Source organism: Flavobacterium sp. 22659, assembly GCF_052044235.1.
GTDB classification, from domain to species: domain Bacteria; phylum Bacteroidota; class Bacteroidia; order Flavobacteriales; family Flavobacteriaceae; genus Flavobacterium; species Flavobacterium johnsoniae.
Window position 1 is genome coordinate 158,450 of the sequence record NZ_JBQEMU010000008.1, and the last position, 21,754, is coordinate 180,203.

The window sequence follows — 21,754 nt, forward strand, 5'->3', positions numbered from 1 at the left end:
CGTTCTCGCAATGACAAAAAAGAAAAAGAAATATGAAAGTATACGTAATAGGAATAGGATTAATAGGCGGTTCGATGGTGCTGGACATTAAAAACCAACATCCTGATTCGACCATTTTTGGAATCGACAGCAACGAAAAGCATTTGCAGGAAGCCATTGATTTAGGAGTTATCGACGAAGCAGGAAGTTTTGGAGATTTGGCTGAAGCTGATTTTGTAATTGTTTCGGTTCCTGTGGATGTTGCCTTAACGGTTCTGCCAAAAGTTCTGGATTTAGTTGGAGATAAAACAATTGTTTTTGAAGTTGGGTCGACTAAAAAACCAATTTGTGAAGCAGTAGCAAGTCATCCGAAAAGAAGAAATTTTATCGCCACACACCCGATAGCGGGAACGGAGTTTTCAGGACCTTCGGCGGCAATAAGAGGTTTGTTTAAAGGAAAAACAAACATTATCTGCGAAGTGGAAAAAACCACTTTTAAATTGCAGGAAAAGGCATTAAAGCTTTTCAGCGAAATAGGAATGAGGATTCGATATATGGACCCGGTTTCGCATGACAAACACATTGCTTACGTTTCGCATCTATCGCACATTAGTTCGTTTATGCTTGGGAAAACGGTAATGAATAAAGAAAAAGACGAACAGGATATTTTTGATATGGCAGGAAGTGGATTTGAGAGCACCGTTCGTTTAGCAAAAAGTTCACCAGCCATGTGGACGCCGATTTTTAAGCAGAATAAAGAACACGTTTTGGAAACTTTAGAAGCTTATATTTCAAATCTCAGTCGGTTTAGGGATTTGTTGAAAGAAGAAGATTATAACGCCATTTTTGAAGAAATGGAAAGCACAAATAAAATAAAAGAAATATTAAACGGATTAATTAAAAAGTAAAAACTATAATAAAATGGAAAATAAGAAAGAAATGAGAAAGTGGTTAGAAGATTTCAATTTAAATCACCCACTTGTGATTGCTGGACCTTGTAGTGCAGAAACAGAGGATCAGGTTTTAAAAATCGCTCATGAATTAAAAGATTCAAAAGTTAGTGTATTCAGAGCTGGAATCTGGAAACCAAGAACTCGTCCAGGAGGATTTGAAGGTGTTGGAGAAATTGGATTAAAATGGTTACAAAAAGCAAAAGCTGAAACTGGTTTATTAATGGGTACTGAAGTTGCAACTGCAGCGCACTGTAAACTAGCTTTAGAACACGATATCGACGTATTATGGGTTGGTGCTCGTACAACTGCAAACCCTTTTGCAGTTCAGGAAATTGCTGATACTTTAAAAGGAACTGATAAAATCGTTTTGGTTAAAAACCCTGTAAACCCGGATTTAGCTTTATGGTTAGGTGGTGTTGAGCGTTTACACATGGCTGGAATCGAGAAATTAGGAGTTATTCACAGAGGTTTCTCTACTTACGAAAAAACAAAATACAGAAACATTCCAGAATGGCAGATTGCTATCGAATTACAAAATAAATTCCCTGATTTACCATTAATCATCGATCCATCTCACATTACTGGAGATCGTAAAATGATTTTCGAAGTAACTCAAGAGGCTTTAGATTTGAATTACGATGGTATGATTATCGAAACTCACATCGATCCAGATAATGCTTGGTCTGATGCTGCACAGCAAGTTACTCCTGATGCTTTGAAACAAATCATTAAAGATTTGACTATCAGAAAAACAGATGATACTACAGATGAGTACAGCCAAAAAATGACTAAACTAAGAGCTAACATCGACGTACTTGATGCTAACTTATTAGAGCTTTTAGGAAAACGTATGAAAGTGGCTGACGAAATTGGTCAGGTGAAAAAAGATGCAAACGTTGCGATTCTTCAAAACAACCGTTGGAACGAAATCTTAGGAAAAATGATTTTAGAAGGCGAGAAAAAAGGGCTTACTGAAGAGTTCGTTTTAAGAATGTTTAAAGCAATTCACCAGGAAAGTATTGGTCACCAAGAGAAAATTTTCAACGCATAATTTTCTTTAAATTATATAAGTGATATAAGTTAATTTGAGTTTATTCTAAATTTTGACCTTGAGTTTTCTTATATCATGATTTTAAAAATAGATTGTTTTTTTAAAATCCCTGTTACTTTGAAAGATGTAGCGGGGATTTTTGTTTTTTATAATATAACCCGTGGTTTCAATCGTGGGCTATGTTTAAAATTATTCATTTATCTTTGCGAAGATTTAAGTTTTGAATTTAAAATCTGAAATGAGCAATCTAAAATTAAAGAATGACAGGAACCGTATACAAATCTACAGGAAGCTGGTACACCGTAAAATCTGAAAAAGGAGATTTTGTGGAATGCCGTATGAAAGGGAAGTTCAGAATTAAAGGTATCAAAAGTACCAATCCTATTGCTGTAGGTGATATTGTCGATTATGAATTAGATGAAACTTCGGATGCTGTTACCGGTACGATTCATACGATTCATGAACGAAAAAATTATATCGTTCGTAAATCGGTAAACTTGTCTAAGCAGATTCATATTATTGCTTCAAACATCGATCAGGTTTTTTTACTGGTTACAATTGATAATCCCCCGACTACTACCAGTTTTATCGATCGTTTTTTGGTTACAGCCGAAGCTTACGGAATTGAAGCGGTTTTGATTTTTAATAAAATCGATACTTTAAACGATCAAACATTAGACGATCAGCTTTACTTACAGCATATTTATACTGAAATTGGATATAAATGCCTCCGAATTTCATCAACTGAAAATAAAGGTGTTGGCAAACTGAAAGAAATGATGGTTGGAAAAGTAAGTATGTTCTCTGGACATTCAGGAGTTGGAAAATCAACTTTGGTAAACGCAATGGAACCAAGTCTTCATTTAAAAACTTCGGTTATTTCAGAGCAAAGCAAACAAGGACAGCATACAACGACTTTTGCCGAAATGTATGATTTGTCTTTTGATGCCCGAATTATCGATACTCCGGGAATTAAAGGTTTCGGAATTGTAGATATGGAGCCAACTGAAATCAGCGGTTATTTTCCGGAATTCTTCAAATTAAAAGATCAATGCAAGTTTAATAATTGTCTTCATAAAGAAGAACCTCATTGCGCCATAAAAGCAGCTTTAGAAAAAGATGAAATTGCTTGGTCGCGTTACAACAGTTATCTTAAAATATTAGAAGGCGATGAAGAACATTACCGTACCGATATTTATGGAGAAGATCGTGCAGCAAGTGATGAAACGAGAAAATAAATTTTGTCAAAAGTCAAAAGTCGAAAGTCTTAAAGTTTTTTACAAACATGCGAGGCCTTTGACTTTTGACTTTCGACTTTCAGACTTAAATAAATGAGAGTAATTATTCAAAGAGTTTCCCAAGCATCAGTAACAGTTGAGGGGCAAAAAACAGCAGATATTCAAAAAGGATTATTAGTTTTAGTCGGAATTGAAGATGCCGACACTCAGGAAGATATAGACTGGCTTACTGGTAAAGTCATAAAAATGCGAATCTTTGGAGACGAAAATGATGTTATGAACTGCTCAGTTCAGGATGTCGATGGCGATATTATTGTAGTCAGCCAATTTACACTTCATGCATCTACAAAAAAAGGAAATCGTCCTTCTTATATAAAAGCAGCCAAACCAGATTTTGCAATTCCAATGTATGAAAACTTTGTAAAATCGCTTGAAAAAGAGTTTGGAAAGAAAATACAAACGGGAATTTTTGGTGCTGATATGAAAGTAAATCTTCTTAACGATGGTCCTGTAACAATTGTTATGGACAGCAAGAATAGGGAATAAAAAAAATGTTAAGAATTTCTAAAAATAATATATATTTGACGAAATTACTTACTAATGAAAAGCCCTTTTTTTGCGTTATTTTTCTCTTTAATTACTTATGTTTCAAATGCTCAAAAAGGCGAATATTCTGCACTTTCTATATCTGATAGTTTAAAAGATAATGCGAATGCTGTTGTGCGTTTAGATCAAATGGATATTTCGATTTCTTCGCAGCGAAGCATGAATATTAAAACGCATCGAGTGGTAACGGTTTTTAATCAAAATGGACTTGAACACATCGAAGCTTATCAGCATTATGACAAATCGACTACATTAAAAAATATAGAAGCTGTTGTTTATGACTTGCTTGGAAATGAAATCAAAAAAATAAAACGAAAAGATTTTAAAGACGAAAGCGCGGTAAGCGGCAGTACACTTTTTTCAGATAACCGTATACTATACTTAGATTATACGCCTATTTCCTATCCCTTTACAATTGTTTATAATAGTGAAATTGAAAGTTCTAATACAGCTTTTATACCACGATGGTATTTTTTAGGAGATTACAATGTCAGCATACAAAAAAGTATTCTCAATATATCTTTTCCAAACGACTTAGGTTTTAAAAAGAAAGAATTTCAGTTTTCTGATTTCAACATAAAAAAAACTATCGATACAGATACAAAACTAAGTTATGCAGCCAGTAACATTCAGGCCAGAAAACCAGAAGATTATAGTCCTTCAGCGGGAGATCTTTTCCCAAAAGTAATGATGGGATTAGAAAAATTTCATCTGGAAGGTGTTGATGGTACAGCAACAACATGGGAAGCATTTGGTAAATGGTATGGAGATAAAATTTTAAGCGGAACAACGGTTTTGCCCGAAGAAACCAAAGAAAGAATAAAAACGCTGGTTGGAGACGAAAAAGACCCAATTAAAAAAGCTAGAATTATTTACGATTATGTACAAAAAAAATCCAGATACGTAAATATTGCAATAGGAATTGGAGGCTGGAAACCAATGCTTGCGTCAGACGTAGATCGTTTAGGTTATGGAGACTGTAAAGCATTGACAAATTATACAAAAGCACTTTTGCAAGTTGTTGATGTTCCTTCATATAATACTATTTTATATGGTGGTCGTTATAAATCTAATATTCAGTCTGATTTTGTTTCAATGCAGGGTAATCACATGATTCTTGCAGTTCCAAATGGAGATAATTATATCTGGCTGGAATGCACGAGCCAGGACGATCCGTTTGGTTATCAGGGAACTTTTACTGATGACAGAGATGTTTTGGTAGTAAAACCTGAAGGAGGAGAAATTGTGCGAACTAAAATTTATGAGGATAAGGAAAATATCCAAAATGGTAAAGGAAATTATACTATTGATGAAAATGGAAATTTTTCCGGAACAATTTCAATAGCTTCGCAAGGATCGCAATACAGTTCAAAAGCCAATCTTGAAAATATACTTCCTACAGAAAAAGAAGCACATTATAAAAGCTACTGGAGTAATATAAACAATATTAAACTGGGAAAAATAAGTTTTGTGAATGATAAAGAAAATGTCAAATTTTTAGAAGATGTCCAGCTTACGGCTCTTAACTACGGTTTAATTTCAGGAAACAAAATGATTTTTACGGTAGATGCTTTCAATCAAAACTCCGAAAATGTAAAACGAATCCGTAACCGTAAAACTCCATTTCAAATTCAGCGCGGTTATTTTGATACAGACGAAATTGAAATCAATCTTCCTGCGGGGTTTTCTATTGAATTTCTGCCGCAAAATGTTGAATTGAAAGGCAAATTCGGAGAATATAAAACAGAAATTATTAAAAAGGATAATAACAAACTTACTTATAAACGCTCCATGTTTTTAGGCAAAGGGAAATATTCGAATAAAGAATACGATGAATACCGACTTTTTATAGAACAGATTTCAAAAAATGACAATTCAAAAATCATATTGACCAAAAACTAACCATAACCAAAACCCAAAAACATGAAAATTACCAGATTATTCATTTTTTTATTCCTGTTATTTTCAGCTTCAAAAATAGAAGCTCAGGAATTTAAATTAGGAAAAGTTTCAATTGCAGAATTGGAACAAAAAGTACACCCAAAAGACTCATCCGCAGCAGCGGCAATTTTGTATAAAAGAGGAAAATCGAGAATTGAATACAATGACAGCGACGGATTCTTTTTACTTACGGAAGTTGAAACCCGTATAAAAATATATAAAAAAGAAGGGTATGATTGGGCGAATCAAAGTGTTACTTATTACAGCGTAAAAAATGAGTCAAGGGAAACAGTTAGCATTTCAGATGTTGTGACTTATAATTTAGTAAACGGAAAGATTGAAAAAACTAAATTAAAAAGTGACGGTGAATTTAATGAAGAGGTAAATAAGTATAGGTCAAGAAAAAAAATCTCAATGCCTAATGTAAAGGAAGGTTCTGTTTTAGAATTTAAATATACAGTAAGAACGCTTAATATATCAATGATGCGAGATTGGAAATTTCAATCTAGTATTCCTGTTGACTATTCTGAATATACAACTTATATCCCTGAGTATTATACTTTTAATTCTATGCAAAAAGGATATGTTTTTCCGAAAGTGGCAACGGTTAAAAATTCTAAATCAATAACTTCACTAAACAGAGAAAGGACTTTAGGACCTGGACATGTGTCTAAAACTACATTTTCTGCAGATAAAGTCGATTACATGGAAACACAAACGAGCTATCTTGCTGAAAATATTCCAGCGCTTAAAGATGAATTGTATGTTAACAATATAGATAACTATACGGCTAGTGTAGAACACGAATTATCAATAGTTAAACCATTTAATCAGCCTTTAAAGATGTATTCTGCAGATTGGAATTCTGTAGTTAAAACGATTTACGATTATGACGATTTTGGTCCTGAATTAAATAAAACCGGTTATTTTGAAAATGATTTAAAAACCGTATTAGCGGGATTAAACACTGCCGAAGAAAAAATACCAGCTATTTTAAGTTATGTGAAATCAAAAGTAAAATGGGACGAATATTACGGTTACAGCTGTGATAAAGGAGTTCGAAAAGCATATCAGGAAGGAACAGGAAATGTAGCAGAAATTAATTTAATGCTGACTGCCATGCTACGATATGCCGGGCTTACAGCAAATCCTGTTTTATTAAGTACGCGTTCAAACGGAATTCCCTTATTTCCTAACAGAACAGCTTTTAATTATGTTGTAGCCGCTGTAGAAACTTCAACTGGAAATGTTTTGCTTGATGGAACAGATCGATTTTCAACCCCTAATATTTTACCGTTACGAACATTAAATTGGAACGGAAGATTGATACGTAAAGATGGAAGTTCAGAAGAAGTGAATTTAATGCCTCAAAAAGTTTCTGCAGATAATATTTTTATGAATTATACTATTGCTGCAGATGGAAAAGTGACAGGAAAAACCAGAAGACAGTATACAGATTATAATGCATTAGTAACCCGAGGTAATATTTCAGGTTTTAAAGAAGAAGAATATCTGGAAAAGTTAGAAAATCAATATAATAAAATAGAAATTAATGAATATTCTAAGGCTAATGAAAAAGATTTTCTACAGCCAATTATAGAAACGTATTCATTTTCAGGAAATAACTTGTGTGAATTAATAGGCGAAAAAATTTATATAAGCCCAATGCTGTTTTTTACAGAAAATAAAAACCCATTTACACAAGAGGTTAGAGAATATCCGGTAGATTTTAGCTACCCATTTGCTGATAAATACAATATTACAATTCAAATACCAGATGGTTTTACAGTAGAAACATTGCCAGCTCCTGCAGCCGTTACTATGGAAGATAATTTAGGAACATTTAAATTCAATATTGCCTCAAACGGTAATACCCTGCAGTTAGCAATTTTACATCAAATAAATCAGGCAATTGTATCAGCAGAAAAATATGATATGCTGAAAGAGTATTACAAAGCCATGATTGCGAAAGAAACTGAAAAAATTGTATTAAAAAAAATATAGCAGGATTAAGTTTGCCTTATTTTTGTTCAAAAATAGAATCATGGATTTGAAAAATGCACAACTAGACGTTGATACCTGGATAAAAGAACACGGAGTTCGTTACTTTAACGAGTTAACAAATATGGCGCAGCTTACAGAAGAAGTAGGCGAAGTTGCCAGAATTATAGCACGTCGTTACGGTGAACAATCTGAAAAAGAAAGTGATAAAAACAAAGATTTAGGCGAAGAACTAGCCGATGTTGTTTTTGTAGTTCTTTGTCTGGCAAATCAAACGGGAATCGATTTGCAGGCTGCTTTTGATAAAAAAATGGACTTAAAATCGGTTAGAGATAAAGATCGTCACAAAAACAACGATAAATTGAAATAATTGTGAAATATCACTCATAAGTTTTGAATTATGAGTTTTGAATTTTGAATTATGAATGGGGAGTGGTAAATTGCGGAGCTGAATTAGGTTTCTAATCATTCATAATTCAAAATTCACAACTTACAATAAAAAAAATGAATTTAAAATTAACGACGAACTCACTATTTACCATTGATGATTCGCAGCTAAATATTACAGGTTCTAAAAGTGAAACCAACCGTTTATTACTTTTAAAAGCTTTATTTCCAAATATTACTTTAGCTAATACTTCAAACTCAGATGACAGCGAAGTAATGCAGAAAGCACTTATTGGTAATGATGAAATTGTAGACATTCACCACGCCGGAACTGCAATGCGTTTCTTAACCGCTTACTTTGCTGTAAACGAAGGCAGAGAAGTAGTAATGACAGGATCAAGCAGAATGCAGGAGCGTCCAATCAAAATTTTGGTTGATACTTTAAGACAATTGGGAGTTGAAATCTCATACGAAAAAGAAGAAGGTTATCCGCCAATTAGAATCAAAGGGAAAAAAGTAACAGCTTCAAAAGTAACATTGGCGGCAAATGTGAGCAGCCAGTATATTTCGGCACTTTTATTAGTAGCTTCAAAATTAGAAAATGGTTTAGAACTAACTTTAGAAGGTGAAATTACTTCAATTCCGTACATCAAAATGACTTTGGCTCTGCTAAAAGATTTAGATATAAAAACAAGTTTTGAAGGAAATGTAATTAAAGTTTTTCCAAAGGAATCTGTTGAATCAAAAGAAATGGTTGTAGAATCTGACTGGAGTTCGGCTTCTTATTTCTTCAGCCTTGCAGCTTTGTCTGATGCTGCAAAAATCACATTGAGCAGTTATAAAGAAAATAGTCTTCAGGGAGATTCAGAGTTAATTTCTCTGTATGAAAAAATGGGTGTAAAAACCACTTTTCAAGGCAATAATATGACATTGGAAAAAGTGGCTGGATTTAATTATCAAGATGTAAATTTTGAATTAAACAATACTCCAGATATTGCACAGACAATTGTTGTGACTTGTTTAGGTTTAGGAATTGGATGTCACTTAACAGGTCTTCATACTTTAAAAATTAAAGAAACAGATAGGCTAGAAGCTTTAAAAACTGAACTTACGAAATTAGGAGCAAATATTTCTGTAACGAATGACAGCTTAACCTTAGTAAAATCAGATACTATAAATCACGATGTAAAAATTGGGACGTATAACGATCACCGTATGGCAATGGCATTTGCTCCATTAGCAATTAAAGTGCCTATTATTATTGAAGACGCAGGAGTAGTTTCAAAATCATATCCAGATTTCTGGAACGATTTGAAAGCTTTAAATTTCCAAATCTCAGAATTGTAGTTTTTGAACTATATAAGTGATATAAGTTCATTTTAAAATAAAAGCTCAATAAAGCATAGCCTCTGGTTTTTACCGGAGGTTTTTTTATGTCGAATTTAAATATAATCGCAAAGTTTGTCATTTCGACGAAGGAGAAATCTCCACAAGAAACTCTGCAAAGATTGGATTTTGATGGCGGAGCTACTTGCGAAGATTTCTCCTTCGTCGAAATGACAATAATAGGATGGATAGGTTTATCTAAGAAAAAAAACAATTTTAACTCATCCTGAAACCTCACAAAATCAAGGACTTTTGAAAATAAAAGCCAAAACACTTGACAACGCCTATCTCACAATCGTATATTTGCAACCGATTTAAAATTTTAGGTAAATAAATCTAAAATCTACATTCTAAAATCAACAATCCAAATATGAAATTATCACACTTCAATTTCAATTTACCGAAAGAACTTTTAGCTGAATTTCCGGCAGAAAATAGAGATGAATCTCGTTTAATGGTAATTGACCGTCAAAAAAACACTATCGAACATAAAATGTTTAAAGACGTTATCAACTATTTTGATGACGGTGACGTTTTAATTCTTAACAATACAAAAGTTTTCCCTGCGCGTTTGTACGGAAACAAAGAAAAAACAGGAGCGAGAATTGAAGTTTTCTTATTAAGAGAATTAAATTCTGAGCAGCGTTTATGGGATGTTTTAGTAGATCCTGCTAGAAAAATCCGTATTGGTAATAAACTTTATTTTGGTGACGACGATTCATTAGTTGCTGAGGTAATCGACAATACAACTTCTCGCGGAAGAACTTTACGTTTCTTATACGATGGATCTTATGAAGAATTCAGAAACAAATTAACAGAACTTGGAGAAACTCCAATTCCTAAATACATCAACAGAGATGTAACTCCGGAAGATGCTGAAAGATATCAGACTATCTATGCAAAAGAAGAAGGAGCTGTAGCTGCACCAACTGCTGGTTTACACTTCTCAAAACACCTTTTGAAAAAATTAGAAATCAAAGGAGTGAACTTTGCTGAGGTAACTTTACACGTAGGTTTAGGAACTTTTAACCCAGTTGAGGTTGAAGATTTATCTAAACACAAAATGGATTCTGAGGAATTAATCATTACTCAGGAAGCTTGTGATATTGTAAACGAAGGGAAAGCAAAGAAAAAACGTATTTGTGCAGTAGGAACAACTTCTATGCGTGCAATTGAAAGTTCTGTTTCTTCTGCAAATACATTAAATCCTTACGAAGGATGGACAAATAAATTTATTTTCCCTCCTCACGATTTCAGTATTGCAAACTGTATGATTACAAATTTCCACACACCAAAATCAACATTATTAATGATGATTTCTGCTTTCTGTGGACACGATTTAATGAAAAAAGCATACGAAGAAGCGATCAAAGAAGGATACAAATTCTATTCTTACGGAGACGCGATGTTAATATTATAATCTGAGATTATTCCAGAATTTGAAAAACCTGTCAGCAATGACGGGTTTTTTTATAGTTTTCAGTCTCAGTTTTCAGTGAACTGCGACCAAAAACTGCGACTACGGCTAAAAAGTAAACTTGTTAAATTTAATCGAAATACTTCAAAAGTTGTTATTTTAGCAGACAAAACAAAAACACAATGACTTTTCAAAATACACGCGAATTTGCGAAACAACTTGATGCACAAGATGCATTGAATCATTATCAAGAACAATTTATATTTCCAAAGGTTAACGATAAACGAGTAATTTACTTTACAGGAAATTCATTAGGATTACAGCCAAAACGCACCAAAGCTTATATAGATGAAGTAATGAATGACTGGGCAGAACTGGCTGTTGAAGGTCATTTTTATGCCGAAAAACCTTGGTGGGATTATCAGGAAAGATTTTCTGAACCGTTGAGTAAAATTGTGGGTGCGTTTCCGTCAGAAGTAACGGTTATGAATACTTTGACAGTGAACCTTCATTTATTGATGGTTTCCTTTTATCAGCCAAAAGGAAAACGCTATAAAATTATCTGTGAAGAAAAAGCATTCCCATCAGATCAATATATGTTTCAAAGTCAGGTTCATTTTCATGGGTACAAACCAGAAGATGCAATCGTAGAAATCAAACGACGCGAAGGCGAACATAATATTCGTCTGGAAGATGTTTTATCCAAAATTGAAGAAGTTGGCGACGAATTGGCTTTGGTTTTAATTGGCGGCGTAAACTATTATACTGGACAGGTTTTTGATATTAAAACGATAACTGCAGCCGGACAAAAAGCCGGAGCAAAAGTAGGATGGGATTTAGCACACGCAGCTGGAAATATCAAAGTAGAACTTCATGACTGGAATGTAGATTTTGCAGCATGGTGCAGTTATAAATATATGAATTCAGGACCAGGAAATGCTTCGGGAGTTTTCGTTCACGAAAGACATCATAACGATCCTGATTTACCACGTTTTGCCGGTTGGTGGGGACATAATAAAGAACGTCGTTTTAAAATGGAACCTAACTTTGATCCTGTTCATGGAGCAGGCGGGTGGCAGATTAGTAATCTACCAGTTCTGTCATTAGCGCCTTATTTAGCATCTGTAGAAATGTTTGCTGAAGTTGGGATGGATGCTTTAATTAAAAAACGTGATCATATTACATCATATTTAGAATTTATTCTTCATGAAATTGATAAAGAAGTAGAAAGTACTTTCGAAATCATTACGCCTTCAACCCCAGAAGAAAGAGCATCGCAATTATCTGTTTTCCTGCATGGCGAAGGAAGAAGTTTATTTGATTATTTGATGAAAAACGGAGTCATTACAGACTGGCGCGAACCAAACGTAATTCGTCTGGCGCCAGTTCCTTTGTATTGTTCTTATGAAGATATGTACAATTTTGGGCAGATCTTGAAAAAAGGAATTTTAGGGAAATAAGCGTTTATCTAAAAGAATAATAGTAAACGTACGGTTTGTCATTTCGAGGAACGAGAAATCTTCGCAAGAAACTTCGAGGCGAGTGTTTAATCTTTGTAGAGCTGCTCGCGAAGATTTCTCGTTCCTCGAAATGACAAAAATGAGAATAAACTTGTGTCTTCGCATCTTTGCGAGAGTAAATCATTCAGATAAATCAAAAGCATTTTACGAGATAAAACATAAAATCTTCAAATTTTATAAACTTTCTGAAAAATTCTGTAATAATTAATATAGCAGATATTCCGTATTTTGTAGTGTATAATTCTAAAAACTAACAATCATGAAAGGCTTATATATATTATTCGCGGTAATACTTATTACTTCTTGTCAAAATCAAAGCAAAGAAGATTTAAATAAAGCCAAACAAGCCAGTATTGATTCAATGAAAGTTGAGATTAACAAACAGCGTGTTATCGATTCGATGAAGACTGAAATGGCGAAGATAAAAGAGGAACAAAGAGTCGAGTCTCAAAAAGAAAAAGTTGTTGTTGTGCATCAGCAGGCTGCAAACGGAAATACTGCCACAACAACTACAACTACCAAAAAGAAAGGATGGAGTGCCACTGCTAAAGGTGCTGTAATTGGTGCTGGTGTTGGTGCCGCAACCGGGGCAATCGTTAGCAAGAAAAAAGGTGAAGGTGCCATAATTGGCGGATTAGCCGGAGCAGCTTTAGGAACCGGAACTGGTGCTGTTATTGACAGCAAAAATAAGAAAAAAGAATAGAATCAAAATTCTATATAAAATAAAACGGCCGATTTAGATTTCTAAATCGGCCGTTTGGCTTATACCAATTCCAGTGTTGGAATTTGAATGGCATTTAATTCTGTTTTATAAAAATCAAATTGGTTTTTAATTTTCGTCTCATCTGCTTTAAAATAAAAAGTAGATGAGAAAAGGTTTTGATAAAATTCAATTCCTTCTAAAATATTCGTTTTAAAAGAATTCCATTTTTTAATCTGCATAGCAGTTACTTCTCCTGAAATGGTTTCAATTTCGTTTCTGAAATAATCAACATACATTTTTAATTCCTTCACAAATAGATTTGGACGATCTGTTCTCACAACCGATTTTCCCTGATAAATGTGCTGTATCATTTCTTTTAAAGAAACTTCCTGATCAAAATATGCCAAATTTGGTCCCGGGCAAATTACCACACCCTGAGCCTGGCCTTTTATTTTAATATCATTTTCCAGGTAAGAAGCATTGGCAAGACCAACACACAAACAAGATTTCTCAGTAATTTTAATTTTGTTTTTTTCGAATTCTTCGGCAGATAAAGTATCTTTTTTAGCTTCTAATTCTTCCAGTTTAATATCCTGATATTTTTTGGATGCTGTACAAATTCCATGCGGATCATATTCTTTGCTTAAAGCCAAGAATTTTTTAGGACAAGAACTTCCGGCTTTATTCTCGTGTATTCTTTTTTGTTTAAAAAACTCATTGGTTGTACCTTTTAAAGTATTAAACGGAACTCCCAAAGGCGAAATATTACTTAAATAAAAATCATCTTCTTTAGCATTCATCAACAGGTTTCTTGTTTCTTTGTCTACAGAAGTGGCTTCTGGAACTAATAAAAATGGTGATCCCCAGCCAACAGAATCTACTTGATATTCATCTAATAAAAATTCATGTTCCTCTGCTGTTCCCACACCGCCCTGAACGGTAATTTTTAATTCTAAAGGGTTTTCTGGAAAATATTGATTTTTTGCCTGTAAAGCTTTAATCATTAAGTCGTGGGCAGATTGTTTCAATTGATCTTTTTTCTGCTTGAATTCTTCTAAAATAGTACCCAATAAGAGTCCATCAGTAGCAAAGGCGTGACCGCCGCAGTTTAATCCTGATTCTATTCGATATTCTGAAACCCAAAGTCCTTTTTTGGCTAAGAAATTTCCCTGAATCATAGCCGATCTAAAATCGCTTACTTTTAGAATGATTTTCTTTTTCAGTTCATTATTTTCAGTTGGAAAAAAATCTTTGAAGTTTTCGAAGTAACCAAACAGCCTCGGATTCATTCCGGCAGAAAGTACAACAGAAGATGCAAGATTACTATTCGCAAAACCTCTTAAAGCAGCATGAGCATCGTTAAACTCAATTGGCAGCTGTTCGTTTTTTACGAAATTATCTTTATCCAACTTCGTCATAATGTTAACATCTATTTCGCCTGGAAAAAGATGTGTTTCAATATAATTCTGAATATTTTCTTTAAAAGCAATTCCGTCATCTAATAAATTCTGGAAACCTTTTTTAATGTCAGAAGTATTTGGCAGCATTGACATGAAATTCTCTAATGCTGTTTTACTTTCTGCTAATTCAGTTTTGAAATTTTCGAATTTTTCTTTTACGATTTTGTCGACTAAATTTAAGTAAGAAGTAATTCTTTCGGCGCGGTAATCGTGAAGTTTCTGTGTGATTTCTTCATAAGGTATATTGAATTTAGTGCTGTAAAAATTACGCATCTTCTCAATTAAATCATCATCAGCGAGAGCAATAACAGACGAAATGCCATATTGTGCCACACGAATAGGACTGTCAATTGTATATGCAAGACCCATTACAGGAATGTGAAAAGTGTGTAAAGGTGTTTTTGCCATTTGTTTTCAGATTAAAATAAAGGCAAATATTGAAAAAAGGATTTTTTTAAAAGCTGATAATTATCAGGTTTGGAGATTTGTTTTGAAGATTGTTTGCCACGAATTATGCGAATTTCCACTAATTTTTATTCAAAGGATTTTAAAAATTAATTCGTGAAAATTCGTGTAATTTGCGGCGATAAAAAACCTATATCAAAATCTTCTTCAAAGACTCAGCGATACTGCGCCATAAAAAGTTGTAGAATGATTTTTCCTGAATTCTCTCGACTTCGACATCTGTGGTTTTAGCTTTGTCTTTTGAATCATTTTTAACTAATAAATTAGCGATTGCTGATTTGAGTTTAGCTTCTTTTTCAGGATTTTTCTTTTTGTATAATTTGACTTTTAAATCGTCATAATCCAATGAAGCATTTCCTTTTGAAACATTGTCATTTCCGTAGAAATTAAAACGGTATTTATGAAAAGCGCCTGTAAATGTGGCGTTCATGTAAGGTTTGCTGAATTGTCCCATCGCTCTGACATCGAAATTCGAAATTACACCCTGAATGTGAAATCCGTCGCTTTTATCCAAAACATTAAAACTCCAATCGACATCAAGCGGAGAAGTTTTCATGAAAATGGTTTTTACTTTGATTTTTACATCATTGGTTTTTTTCAAACCAAAACCGCTTCGCAGATTGGTTGCCTGTAAATTGAATTTGTCAAAAGTTAAAACTCCAGGGCCTTTTGAGAAATCAATTTCTTCTTCATAAACCAATTTAGATTTTAGAACCTGAAGAGTGTCAATTTGAAGCGGGAATTTAATATTTCGCAGCAAATGGTTATAAAGATATTTTTTGCTCAAATCGTCTTTTGGCACTTTACTTCGGTAAATATTTGCATCAAAATGATTGATTACAAGAGAATTTGCTTTAAAGAAAAAACGATCGTTTTTAAAACCCCAATCCATTTTTGCAATTTGAGCCGAATCGAATTTCAGGGTATAAATGTCTTTTTCTTTTTCTAAACGCTTAACAAAATCTCGACGGGTAAATTGCGGAAGATTAGAGAAATTATTAATTTTTAGAAAGTTCTTTTCGGTGCTGATTTTACCAATATTGATATGATAAAAAGCACTTGGTCTGTAAAACAAACTGTCAATTACCAATGCATAACTTTTGTATTGCAGCGGAATTTTTTCTTTTAAAGTAGCATCAGTCAGCAGAATTCCTTCTAATTTTAGAATGATTTTTTTGATACTGAAAATGGGTTTTTGGGTATCTAAAGAAACAACATCAACCGTTCCGTCGTTTAAATAAATATTAGAAACAGCAACGATTTTGCGAAATGGCTCGAAGATTTCATTTTTAATGCTTTTGCTGTTGTTAATTAATTTCTCGCCTTTTTTGTATAAAATTACTCGCGGCTTATTGATGATAATACTTTCGGCCTGGATAATATCACGAAAAGCCAAATCCCAAATATTAAAATGTTTGATTGTTATGGATTCAATTTTAGAAAAGAGTCCGTTTTTACTGTCTTTCGGCTGATTCTTCGGACTTACTAATAATGTCTGCGCGTAGATGTTTCGGGAAAAAAGTGAAACTTCAATTTTTTCGTAATTGATGTTATAAGCTGTTTTGTTTTTCTCATGAACAATAATCGGAAGTTGTTTTTTTATCCAGTAATTCAGCCCGAAATTGGCAAAAATTACAAGGAGAAAAAGAGAAATTATTCCAATTACTATTTTTTTATATATTGACATTTATAGTATTAATTTTAAATACATAAATTTAGCTTTTTAAAAAGAATGATTTTTACATTATTCTTCTTTTTGGTTACATCATTTTATAAACCTTATTGTTTTTATTTTGCAAAATATGAGAAGATTTAAAAAATTTCTACTGGTTTTATTAGTACTTATAGTTGTTCTTGCAATTGCTTTATTTGCTTACATTTTTCATTTGAAACCCAAATATGAAGGCGAATTGCAACTGAAAAATCTCGAAAAAGAAACCACAGTTTATTTTGACGAATATGGAGTTCCTCATATTTATGCCGACTCTGAAAAAGATGCCATGACTGCGCTTGGATATGTTCATGCACAGGAAAGATTATGGCAGATGGAACTGCTACGTAGAATTGCTCCGGGAAAATTGTCTGAAATCTTTGGTTCTGTAGCTCTTAAAAACGATAAGTTTTTTGCTGGAATTGGTATTGAAGAAGCTTCGGCAAAAGCTATTGCCAAATTAGATAAAAACAGCGAAAGTTATAAATTGACACAAGCGTATCTGGATGGAATTAATCAATATCTGGAAGAAGGAACTACGCCAATTGAGTTCACTTTAGTTGGGGTAAAAAAAGAAAAATTCACTATAAAAGACGTTTACAATATCTTTGGTTATATGTCTTTTAGTTTTGCAATGGCTCAAAAAACAGATCCTTTATTAACCGATATCAAAAATAAATATGGTGTTGAATATTTGAAAGATTTGGGTATTGAAGGAGAATTTAATACAACTCAAATTAAAAGTTCAAAAGAGAATATTGAAGATTATACGGCTGTTTCAAAATCGATTACAGCTTTGTTAGACAAATCGCCAATTCCGCCATTTATAGGAAGCAACAGCTGGGTTGCGGGACCGCACAAAACAAAAAGCGGAAAAGTAATTTTTGCCAACGATCCTCACATTGGTTTTTCTCAGCCTGCCACTTGGTATGAAGCCCATATTGTAACACCAAAACATGAATTGTACGGCTGTTATCTGGCAGGAACTCCGTTTCCGTTATTGGCACACAATCGTGATTATGCTTATGGGCTAACGATGTTTGAAAATGATGATATCGATTTTTATCAGGAAAAAAATAAAACCGGAGATTCAAACCAATATCAAACGCCGGAAGGTTTTGCAAAATATGAAATCAGAAAAAAAACGATTAAAATAAAAGATACTTCTGATGTTGTTCTAACGGTTAAATCAAGCCGACATGGACCAATTATGAATGATTTATTAGATAGATTAGATCGTAAAAATCCAATTGCAATGTTATGGACGTACACAAATCAGCCAATTCAAATTCTGGATGCTGCTTATGGGCTTTCGCATGCTAAAAATAGAGATGAGTTTAAAAAAGCGGTTAGTTTGATTGCCGCACCTGGATTGAATGTTATGTATGGTGATGCAAAAGGAAATGTAGGCTGGTGGGCAAGCGGAAAATTATACAAACACGATAAAGGCGTAAATACTCATTTAATTTTAGACGGTTCCAGTGGTAAGGATGATATTAAGGAATATTTGGATTTTTCTAAAAATCCATCGGCTGAAAATCCAGAATGGGGATATGTATATTCTGCAAATAATCAGCCTGAGGCGATTGATGGTTTTTTATATCCGGGATATTATCTGCCGGAAGATCGAGCGAAAAGAATTTCTAGTTTAATGGATGCAAAATCTGATTGGGATAAAGAAACATTCAGCAAAATGATTTATGATAATACATCTGATGTTTCAGTTGAAACGGTTCAAAACTTAATTTCAAACATTGATCTTAATGCTCTTTCTGCATCAGAAAAAGAAGCGGTGAATGTTTTAAAATCATGGAAAGGGACAAATAATCTTGAAGATGTCGCGCCAACGATTTACAATAAATGGGTTTATTTGTATTTAAAAAATACTTTTGAAGACGAGATGGGAGAGGATAACTTTAATATGTTTTTAGGCGTTTCTGTTGGAAAACAAGTTGTCGCTAACCAGATTAAAAATGAAAATTCGGTTTGGTGGGATAATATCAAAACAAAAAATATAAAAGAAACCAGAAAAGATATAGTTTCAAAATCATTTCATGAAGCAGTTTCAGATCTTCAAAAGCAATTAGGAAATACAATTGCCGACTGGAAATGGGGCGAAGTTCATACTGTTGAACACGAACATCCGTTAGGAAAAGTCGCAGCACTTCGCGGCCTGTTTAACGTTGGACCTTTTGCTTCGCCGGGTTCAAATGAAGTAATTAATAATTTATTTTTTGGTTTTACCAATGAAGGAAAGTATTATGTAAAAGGCGGACCATCAACCAGAAGAATTGTCGATTTCTCTGACATCGAAAACAGCTGGAGTATTCTGCCAACCGGACAATCGGGAAATCCGTTCAGTAAACATTACAGCGATCAGGCAGAAATGTACAACACCGGGAAATTCAGAAAAATGAAACTCAATAAAGAAGAAATTATAAAAACGTCCACTAAACTTGTTTTGAAACCGAAAAAATAATAATTATTAAAATAAATATTTACGTCTTATAAAAGTTAGTTTATGCATAAAAAAATTATTGTCTTTTCTTTATTGGTCCCTTTTTTAAGTCTTATTATTGGATTTTTTCCAATGCCTGCAGAGATGTTTGATATTTTGAGAGTATTTACTTCCTATATTTTTTACAGTTTGGGAGATCCTTTCAAAATCAGTGAAATGGAACATAGTTTAACTATAGCATTGTTTTTTAATATTTCATTATTTGTCTCGGCTATCTTATTTTATAAAACTAAAGGAAAGGAAACTCGTGTTTTGAGATTTATTTTTTCAATAATTTTTATAAATAAATGTTTTTTTGCACTAGAAGAAATTTGTCATATTTATGTTGTTTATAGAGACTTTGGCACATTTACTTTTTGGCACTTTTTGCCATTGATATTAAGTTTTGGTTTGCTTTATTTTTTATATAAAAGTATAAAATACATCAATGAACAAAAGGTTTTAGAATACGAACATTTAACGGATATTGAGCCAGAAAAAATGTCTTATTTTAAAATTGGAAAATGGCAGCGCTTATTACATTTTTTAATAGATAATGCAATTTTTGTTGTATTGACATTTTACTTTTTAGATGGGATACGAATGATATATTTCAATGGTTCTTTTGGACTATTTGAAAATATATTAGGAAGAAATACTATTTGGCTAATGGTGGTTATTTTTAGATTTGTCTTTTATTTTGCTTTTGAAACTCTTTTCAGCGCAACACCAGGAAAATTTTTAACAGAAAGCAGAGTTACCAATAATCTAGGTTTAAAAACGAATAATAGTTTTATTTTCAAAAGAACATTATTAAGATATATTCCTTTCGATTCAATTTCTTTTCTATTGAATGCCAATTGGCACGATTCTATTTCTCATACTAGGATTTATAAAGAAAAGCGTACAGGACTTAAGGGGAAATTGTTTTTATTACTTATTCCAATGTATTTAATAATTTGGTTAGGAATTCACTTGTTGGGAATGAAAGAAGAAAAAGATGAAAATTATAAATATGCTTTCAAAAGATTTATAAATGAAAAAAATCAAGTTCTAGAAGGCTTGAGGATAATTGATACAAGTACAGTTTTGAGATTAGATGATCGGAATTATAATTCAACTATTAAATGTTTAAAAGTGGAAAGTATAAAAAATAATTTTATAGAATTTTCTGTTTTAGATTTGAATGAAAAAAATATTAAAGGTTATAAACTTGAAAGATCTTATAAACAATCAAAGAATAATCTAAAAAAAATCACAGTCAAAAGAAATGATTTAAAAAAGATGGTTTTAAATGTTCTGGAAGAATCTCCAAACTATAGAGAAAGTGATAAAATAAATTTTGAAGGACTAAGTGAAAATTCTCAATTAAAAGGCAAAAATATTGAAGCCGTCTTGCGATTATATACTCCTAGTCTAAAAGTTGTCACAAGTGATTTAAAACATAATTCAATATTTGTACAACTTGAAAATAGAGGTGTAGCAGGAGAAATTACCTCAGTGACTTTTGATGATAAAAATATAGTTTCTCAAGATATGAGGCTGCCAGAAAAATTTCGAACGGATGATTATATAAGGTTGTATGCTAAAGGAAACAATGTCAAAAAATATAAAATGGAATTAATTATAAATGATAGTTTAAAAAGAAAATTCATTTATGAAATTTCAAGCACAAATGATCCAACTAAAGTTAAATTGAGATTGATAGAATAATTTTTAGTTTCAGGTTTCAAGTTCTCGGCTTATCCAATCTTTGTCAAAGTTTTAAACTTTGACAAAGATGTTTGAGGATAAAGAAAACCTTTGTCACCTTGTAACTTTGAACCTAACTCAGAACCTTAGCATCTTAGCCCCTTAGAACCTTTATTTAGAAACATATTTCCCTTTAACAATATCACTTGCAAAAATCTTCAGATTATTGATAAGTACTTTATTGTTAGTCATTACATTGATGGTTTGGTAGGCAGGGTCTTTTTCGTAGGCGTTTAATAAAGTTTCCAGTTCTACTTCATCAAATACGACAAAGCTATTGTAGATGGCATCTTTAAAATTTTTATAATTAACACTTTGGATAATTTCCATAGATTTTTGCTCATTCCAGCCTTCTTTAGCAGACGCTTCATTTATTTTAGATAAACAGAAATCAATTACATAAGTTTTATAATGTACAGCTTCAACAATTTTGTCTATAATAATTTTGTTTTGCTGTGAAGGCATTGCAACATCAGTATAATTAGTTTGCGATACGCTTTTAGAAGAAATGAACAAGCAGAATAATACAGCCAGGAAACTGTACTTTTTAGAATTTTTCATAGGTTAAATTGTTTTTTTGGGTACGGCTAAAATAGTATTTTTAAAAATAAATTATCGAATTTGAATGTTAGAAATTGTAACAAAAAACTCGGCAGAAACAGTCTTAAAGCTGTTTCTGCCGAGTTC

16 protein-coding genes are annotated in these 21,754 nt (G+C 32.8%); 13 read left to right on the forward strand and 3 right to left on the reverse strand.

Annotated elements, in window-relative coordinates:
- Positions 1–32: 32 nt before the first annotated feature.
- From ACTJIW_RS10765 to ACTJIW_RS10815, 11 genes are all read left to right on the forward strand, one after another.
- On the forward strand, positions 33–887 hold the full coding sequence (locus ACTJIW_RS10765; protein WP_440716094.1) for a prephenate dehydrogenase: 855 nt from the start codon (positions 33–35) through the stop codon (positions 885–887).
- 13 nt (positions 888–900) lie between these two features.
- Positions 901–1,983, forward strand: a complete 1,083-nt coding sequence (locus ACTJIW_RS10770; RefSeq protein ID WP_073410583.1) for a bifunctional 3-deoxy-7-phosphoheptulonate synthase/chorismate mutase type II — start codon at positions 901–903, stop codon at positions 1,981–1,983.
- Between the two features lie 260 nt (positions 1,984–2,243).
- Positions 2,244–3,221, forward strand: coding sequence for a ribosome small subunit-dependent GTPase A (gene rsgA, locus ACTJIW_RS10775; protein WP_440716093.1), 978 nt, complete (start codon positions 2,244–2,246; stop codon positions 3,219–3,221).
- Between the two features lie 93 nt (positions 3,222–3,314).
- Positions 3,315–3,767, forward strand: a complete 453-nt coding sequence (gene dtd / locus ACTJIW_RS10780; RefSeq protein WP_440716092.1) for a D-aminoacyl-tRNA deacylase — start codon at positions 3,315–3,317, stop codon at positions 3,765–3,767.
- Between the two features lie 54 nt (positions 3,768–3,821).
- The gene (locus tag ACTJIW_RS10785) at positions 3,822–5,729 is read left to right on the forward strand and encodes a DUF3857 domain-containing protein (protein ID WP_440716091.1); all 1,908 of its coding nucleotides are present in this window, start codon (positions 3,822–3,824) and stop codon (positions 5,727–5,729) included.
- Positions 5,730–5,750: 21 nt separating this feature from the next.
- Positions 5,751–7,772 (forward strand): DUF3857 domain-containing protein, encoded by a 2,022-nt coding sequence (locus ACTJIW_RS10790; RefSeq protein ID WP_012022601.1) that lies wholly within the window; start codon positions 5,751–5,753, stop codon positions 7,770–7,772.
- A 40-nt stretch (positions 7,773–7,812) separates the two neighbouring features.
- Complete coding sequence (locus ACTJIW_RS10795) at positions 7,813–8,139, forward strand: nucleotide pyrophosphohydrolase (protein WP_012022600.1); 327 nt, start codon at positions 7,813–7,815, stop codon at positions 8,137–8,139.
- Positions 8,140–8,273: 134 nt separating this feature from the next.
- Positions 8,274–9,503, forward strand: a complete 1,230-nt coding sequence (gene aroA, locus ACTJIW_RS10800; RefSeq protein ID WP_440716090.1) for a 3-phosphoshikimate 1-carboxyvinyltransferase — start codon at positions 8,274–8,276, stop codon at positions 9,501–9,503.
- A 409-nt stretch (positions 9,504–9,912) separates the two neighbouring features.
- Entirely contained in the window at positions 9,913–10,962 is a 1,050-nt protein-coding gene (gene queA, locus ACTJIW_RS10805; RefSeq protein ID WP_012022598.1) for a tRNA preQ1(34) S-adenosylmethionine ribosyltransferase-isomerase QueA, read from the forward strand.
- A gap of 179 nt (positions 10,963–11,141) precedes the next feature.
- Positions 11,142–12,419, forward strand: coding sequence for a kynureninase (gene kynU / locus ACTJIW_RS10810; protein ID WP_440716089.1), 1,278 nt, complete (start codon positions 11,142–11,144; stop codon positions 12,417–12,419).
- Between the two features lie 319 nt (positions 12,420–12,738).
- Positions 12,739–13,182 carry a YMGG-like glycine zipper-containing protein gene (locus tag ACTJIW_RS10815; protein WP_012022596.1) on the forward strand — a complete coding sequence of 148 codons (444 nt, stop codon included), beginning with the start codon at positions 12,739–12,741 and terminating at the stop codon, positions 13,180–13,182.
- Between the two features lie 59 nt (positions 13,183–13,241).
- Here the strand turns inward: ACTJIW_RS10815 and ACTJIW_RS10820 are convergent, their stop codons facing one another.
- On the reverse strand, positions 13,242–15,050 hold the full coding sequence (locus ACTJIW_RS10820; protein WP_440716088.1) for a hypothetical protein: 1,809 nt from the start codon (positions 15,048–15,050) through the stop codon (positions 13,242–13,244).
- 187 nt (positions 15,051–15,237) lie between these two features.
- The gene (locus ACTJIW_RS10825) at positions 15,238–16,794 is read right to left on the reverse strand and encodes a hypothetical protein (RefSeq protein WP_440716087.1); all 1,557 of its coding nucleotides are present in this window, start codon (positions 16,792–16,794) and stop codon (positions 15,238–15,240) included.
- A 115-nt stretch (positions 16,795–16,909) separates the two neighbouring features.
- Here ACTJIW_RS10825 and ACTJIW_RS10830 point away from each other — a divergent pair, with 115 nt between their 5' ends.
- Together ACTJIW_RS10830 and ACTJIW_RS10835 are read left to right on the forward strand one after the other, a co-directional pair.
- A complete protein-coding gene (locus tag ACTJIW_RS10830; protein WP_440716086.1) occupies positions 16,910–19,297 on the forward strand; it encodes a penicillin acylase family protein in 2,388 nt (795 codons plus the stop codon).
- A 42-nt stretch (positions 19,298–19,339) separates the two neighbouring features.
- Positions 19,340–21,028, forward strand: a complete 1,689-nt coding sequence (locus ACTJIW_RS10835) for an RDD family protein (protein WP_440716085.1) — start codon at positions 19,340–19,342, stop codon at positions 21,026–21,028.
- 150 nt (positions 21,029–21,178) lie between these two features.
- Here ACTJIW_RS10835 and ACTJIW_RS10840 read toward each other — a convergent pair whose 3' ends face one another.
- Complete coding sequence (locus tag ACTJIW_RS10840; protein WP_440716084.1) at positions 21,179–21,628, reverse strand: hypothetical protein; 450 nt, start codon at positions 21,626–21,628, stop codon at positions 21,179–21,181.
- Positions 21,629–21,754 lie beyond the last annotated feature (126 nt).

Excerpts from the sequence above, each read along its gene's own strand:
- ACTJIW_RS10820 (WP_440716088.1), bottom strand. The coding sequence starts at position 15,050 with ATGGCAAAAACACCTTTACACACTTTTCACATTCCTGTAATGGGTCTT.
- ACTJIW_RS10785 (WP_440716091.1), top strand. The coding sequence starts at position 3,822 with ATGAAAAGCCCTTTTTTTGCGTTATTTTTCTCTTTAATTACTTATGTT.
- ACTJIW_RS10835 (WP_440716085.1), top strand. The coding sequence starts at position 19,340 with ATGCATAAAAAAATTATTGTCTTTTCTTTATTGGTCCCTTTTTTAAGT.
- ACTJIW_RS10825 (WP_440716087.1), bottom strand. The coding sequence starts at position 16,794 with ATGTCAATATATAAAAAAATAGTAATTGGAATAATTTCTCTTTTTCTC.
- aroA (WP_440716090.1), top strand. The coding sequence starts at position 8,274 with ATGAATTTAAAATTAACGACGAACTCACTATTTACCATTGATGATTCG.
- ACTJIW_RS10830 (WP_440716086.1), top strand. The coding sequence starts at position 16,910 with ATGAGAAGATTTAAAAAATTTCTACTGGTTTTATTAGTACTTATAGTT.
- kynU (WP_440716089.1), top strand. The coding sequence starts at position 11,142 with ATGACTTTTCAAAATACACGCGAATTTGCGAAACAACTTGATGCACAA.
- queA (WP_012022598.1), top strand. The coding sequence starts at position 9,913 with ATGAAATTATCACACTTCAATTTCAATTTACCGAAAGAACTTTTAGCT.
- rsgA (WP_440716093.1), top strand. The coding sequence starts at position 2,244 with ATGACAGGAACCGTATACAAATCTACAGGAAGCTGGTACACCGTAAAA.
- ACTJIW_RS10840 (WP_440716084.1), bottom strand. The coding sequence starts at position 21,628 with ATGAAAAATTCTAAAAAGTACAGTTTCCTGGCTGTATTATTCTGCTTG.
- ACTJIW_RS10770 (WP_073410583.1), top strand. The coding sequence starts at position 901 with ATGGAAAATAAGAAAGAAATGAGAAAGTGGTTAGAAGATTTCAATTTA.
- ACTJIW_RS10795 (WP_012022600.1), top strand. The coding sequence starts at position 7,813 with ATGGATTTGAAAAATGCACAACTAGACGTTGATACCTGGATAAAAGAA.
- dtd (WP_440716092.1), top strand. The coding sequence starts at position 3,315 with ATGAGAGTAATTATTCAAAGAGTTTCCCAAGCATCAGTAACAGTTGAG.
- ACTJIW_RS10790 (WP_012022601.1), top strand. The coding sequence starts at position 5,751 with ATGAAAATTACCAGATTATTCATTTTTTTATTCCTGTTATTTTCAGCT.
- ACTJIW_RS10765 (WP_440716094.1), top strand. The coding sequence starts at position 33 with ATGAAAGTATACGTAATAGGAATAGGATTAATAGGCGGTTCGATGGTG.
- ACTJIW_RS10815 (WP_012022596.1), top strand. The coding sequence starts at position 12,739 with ATGAAAGGCTTATATATATTATTCGCGGTAATACTTATTACTTCTTGT.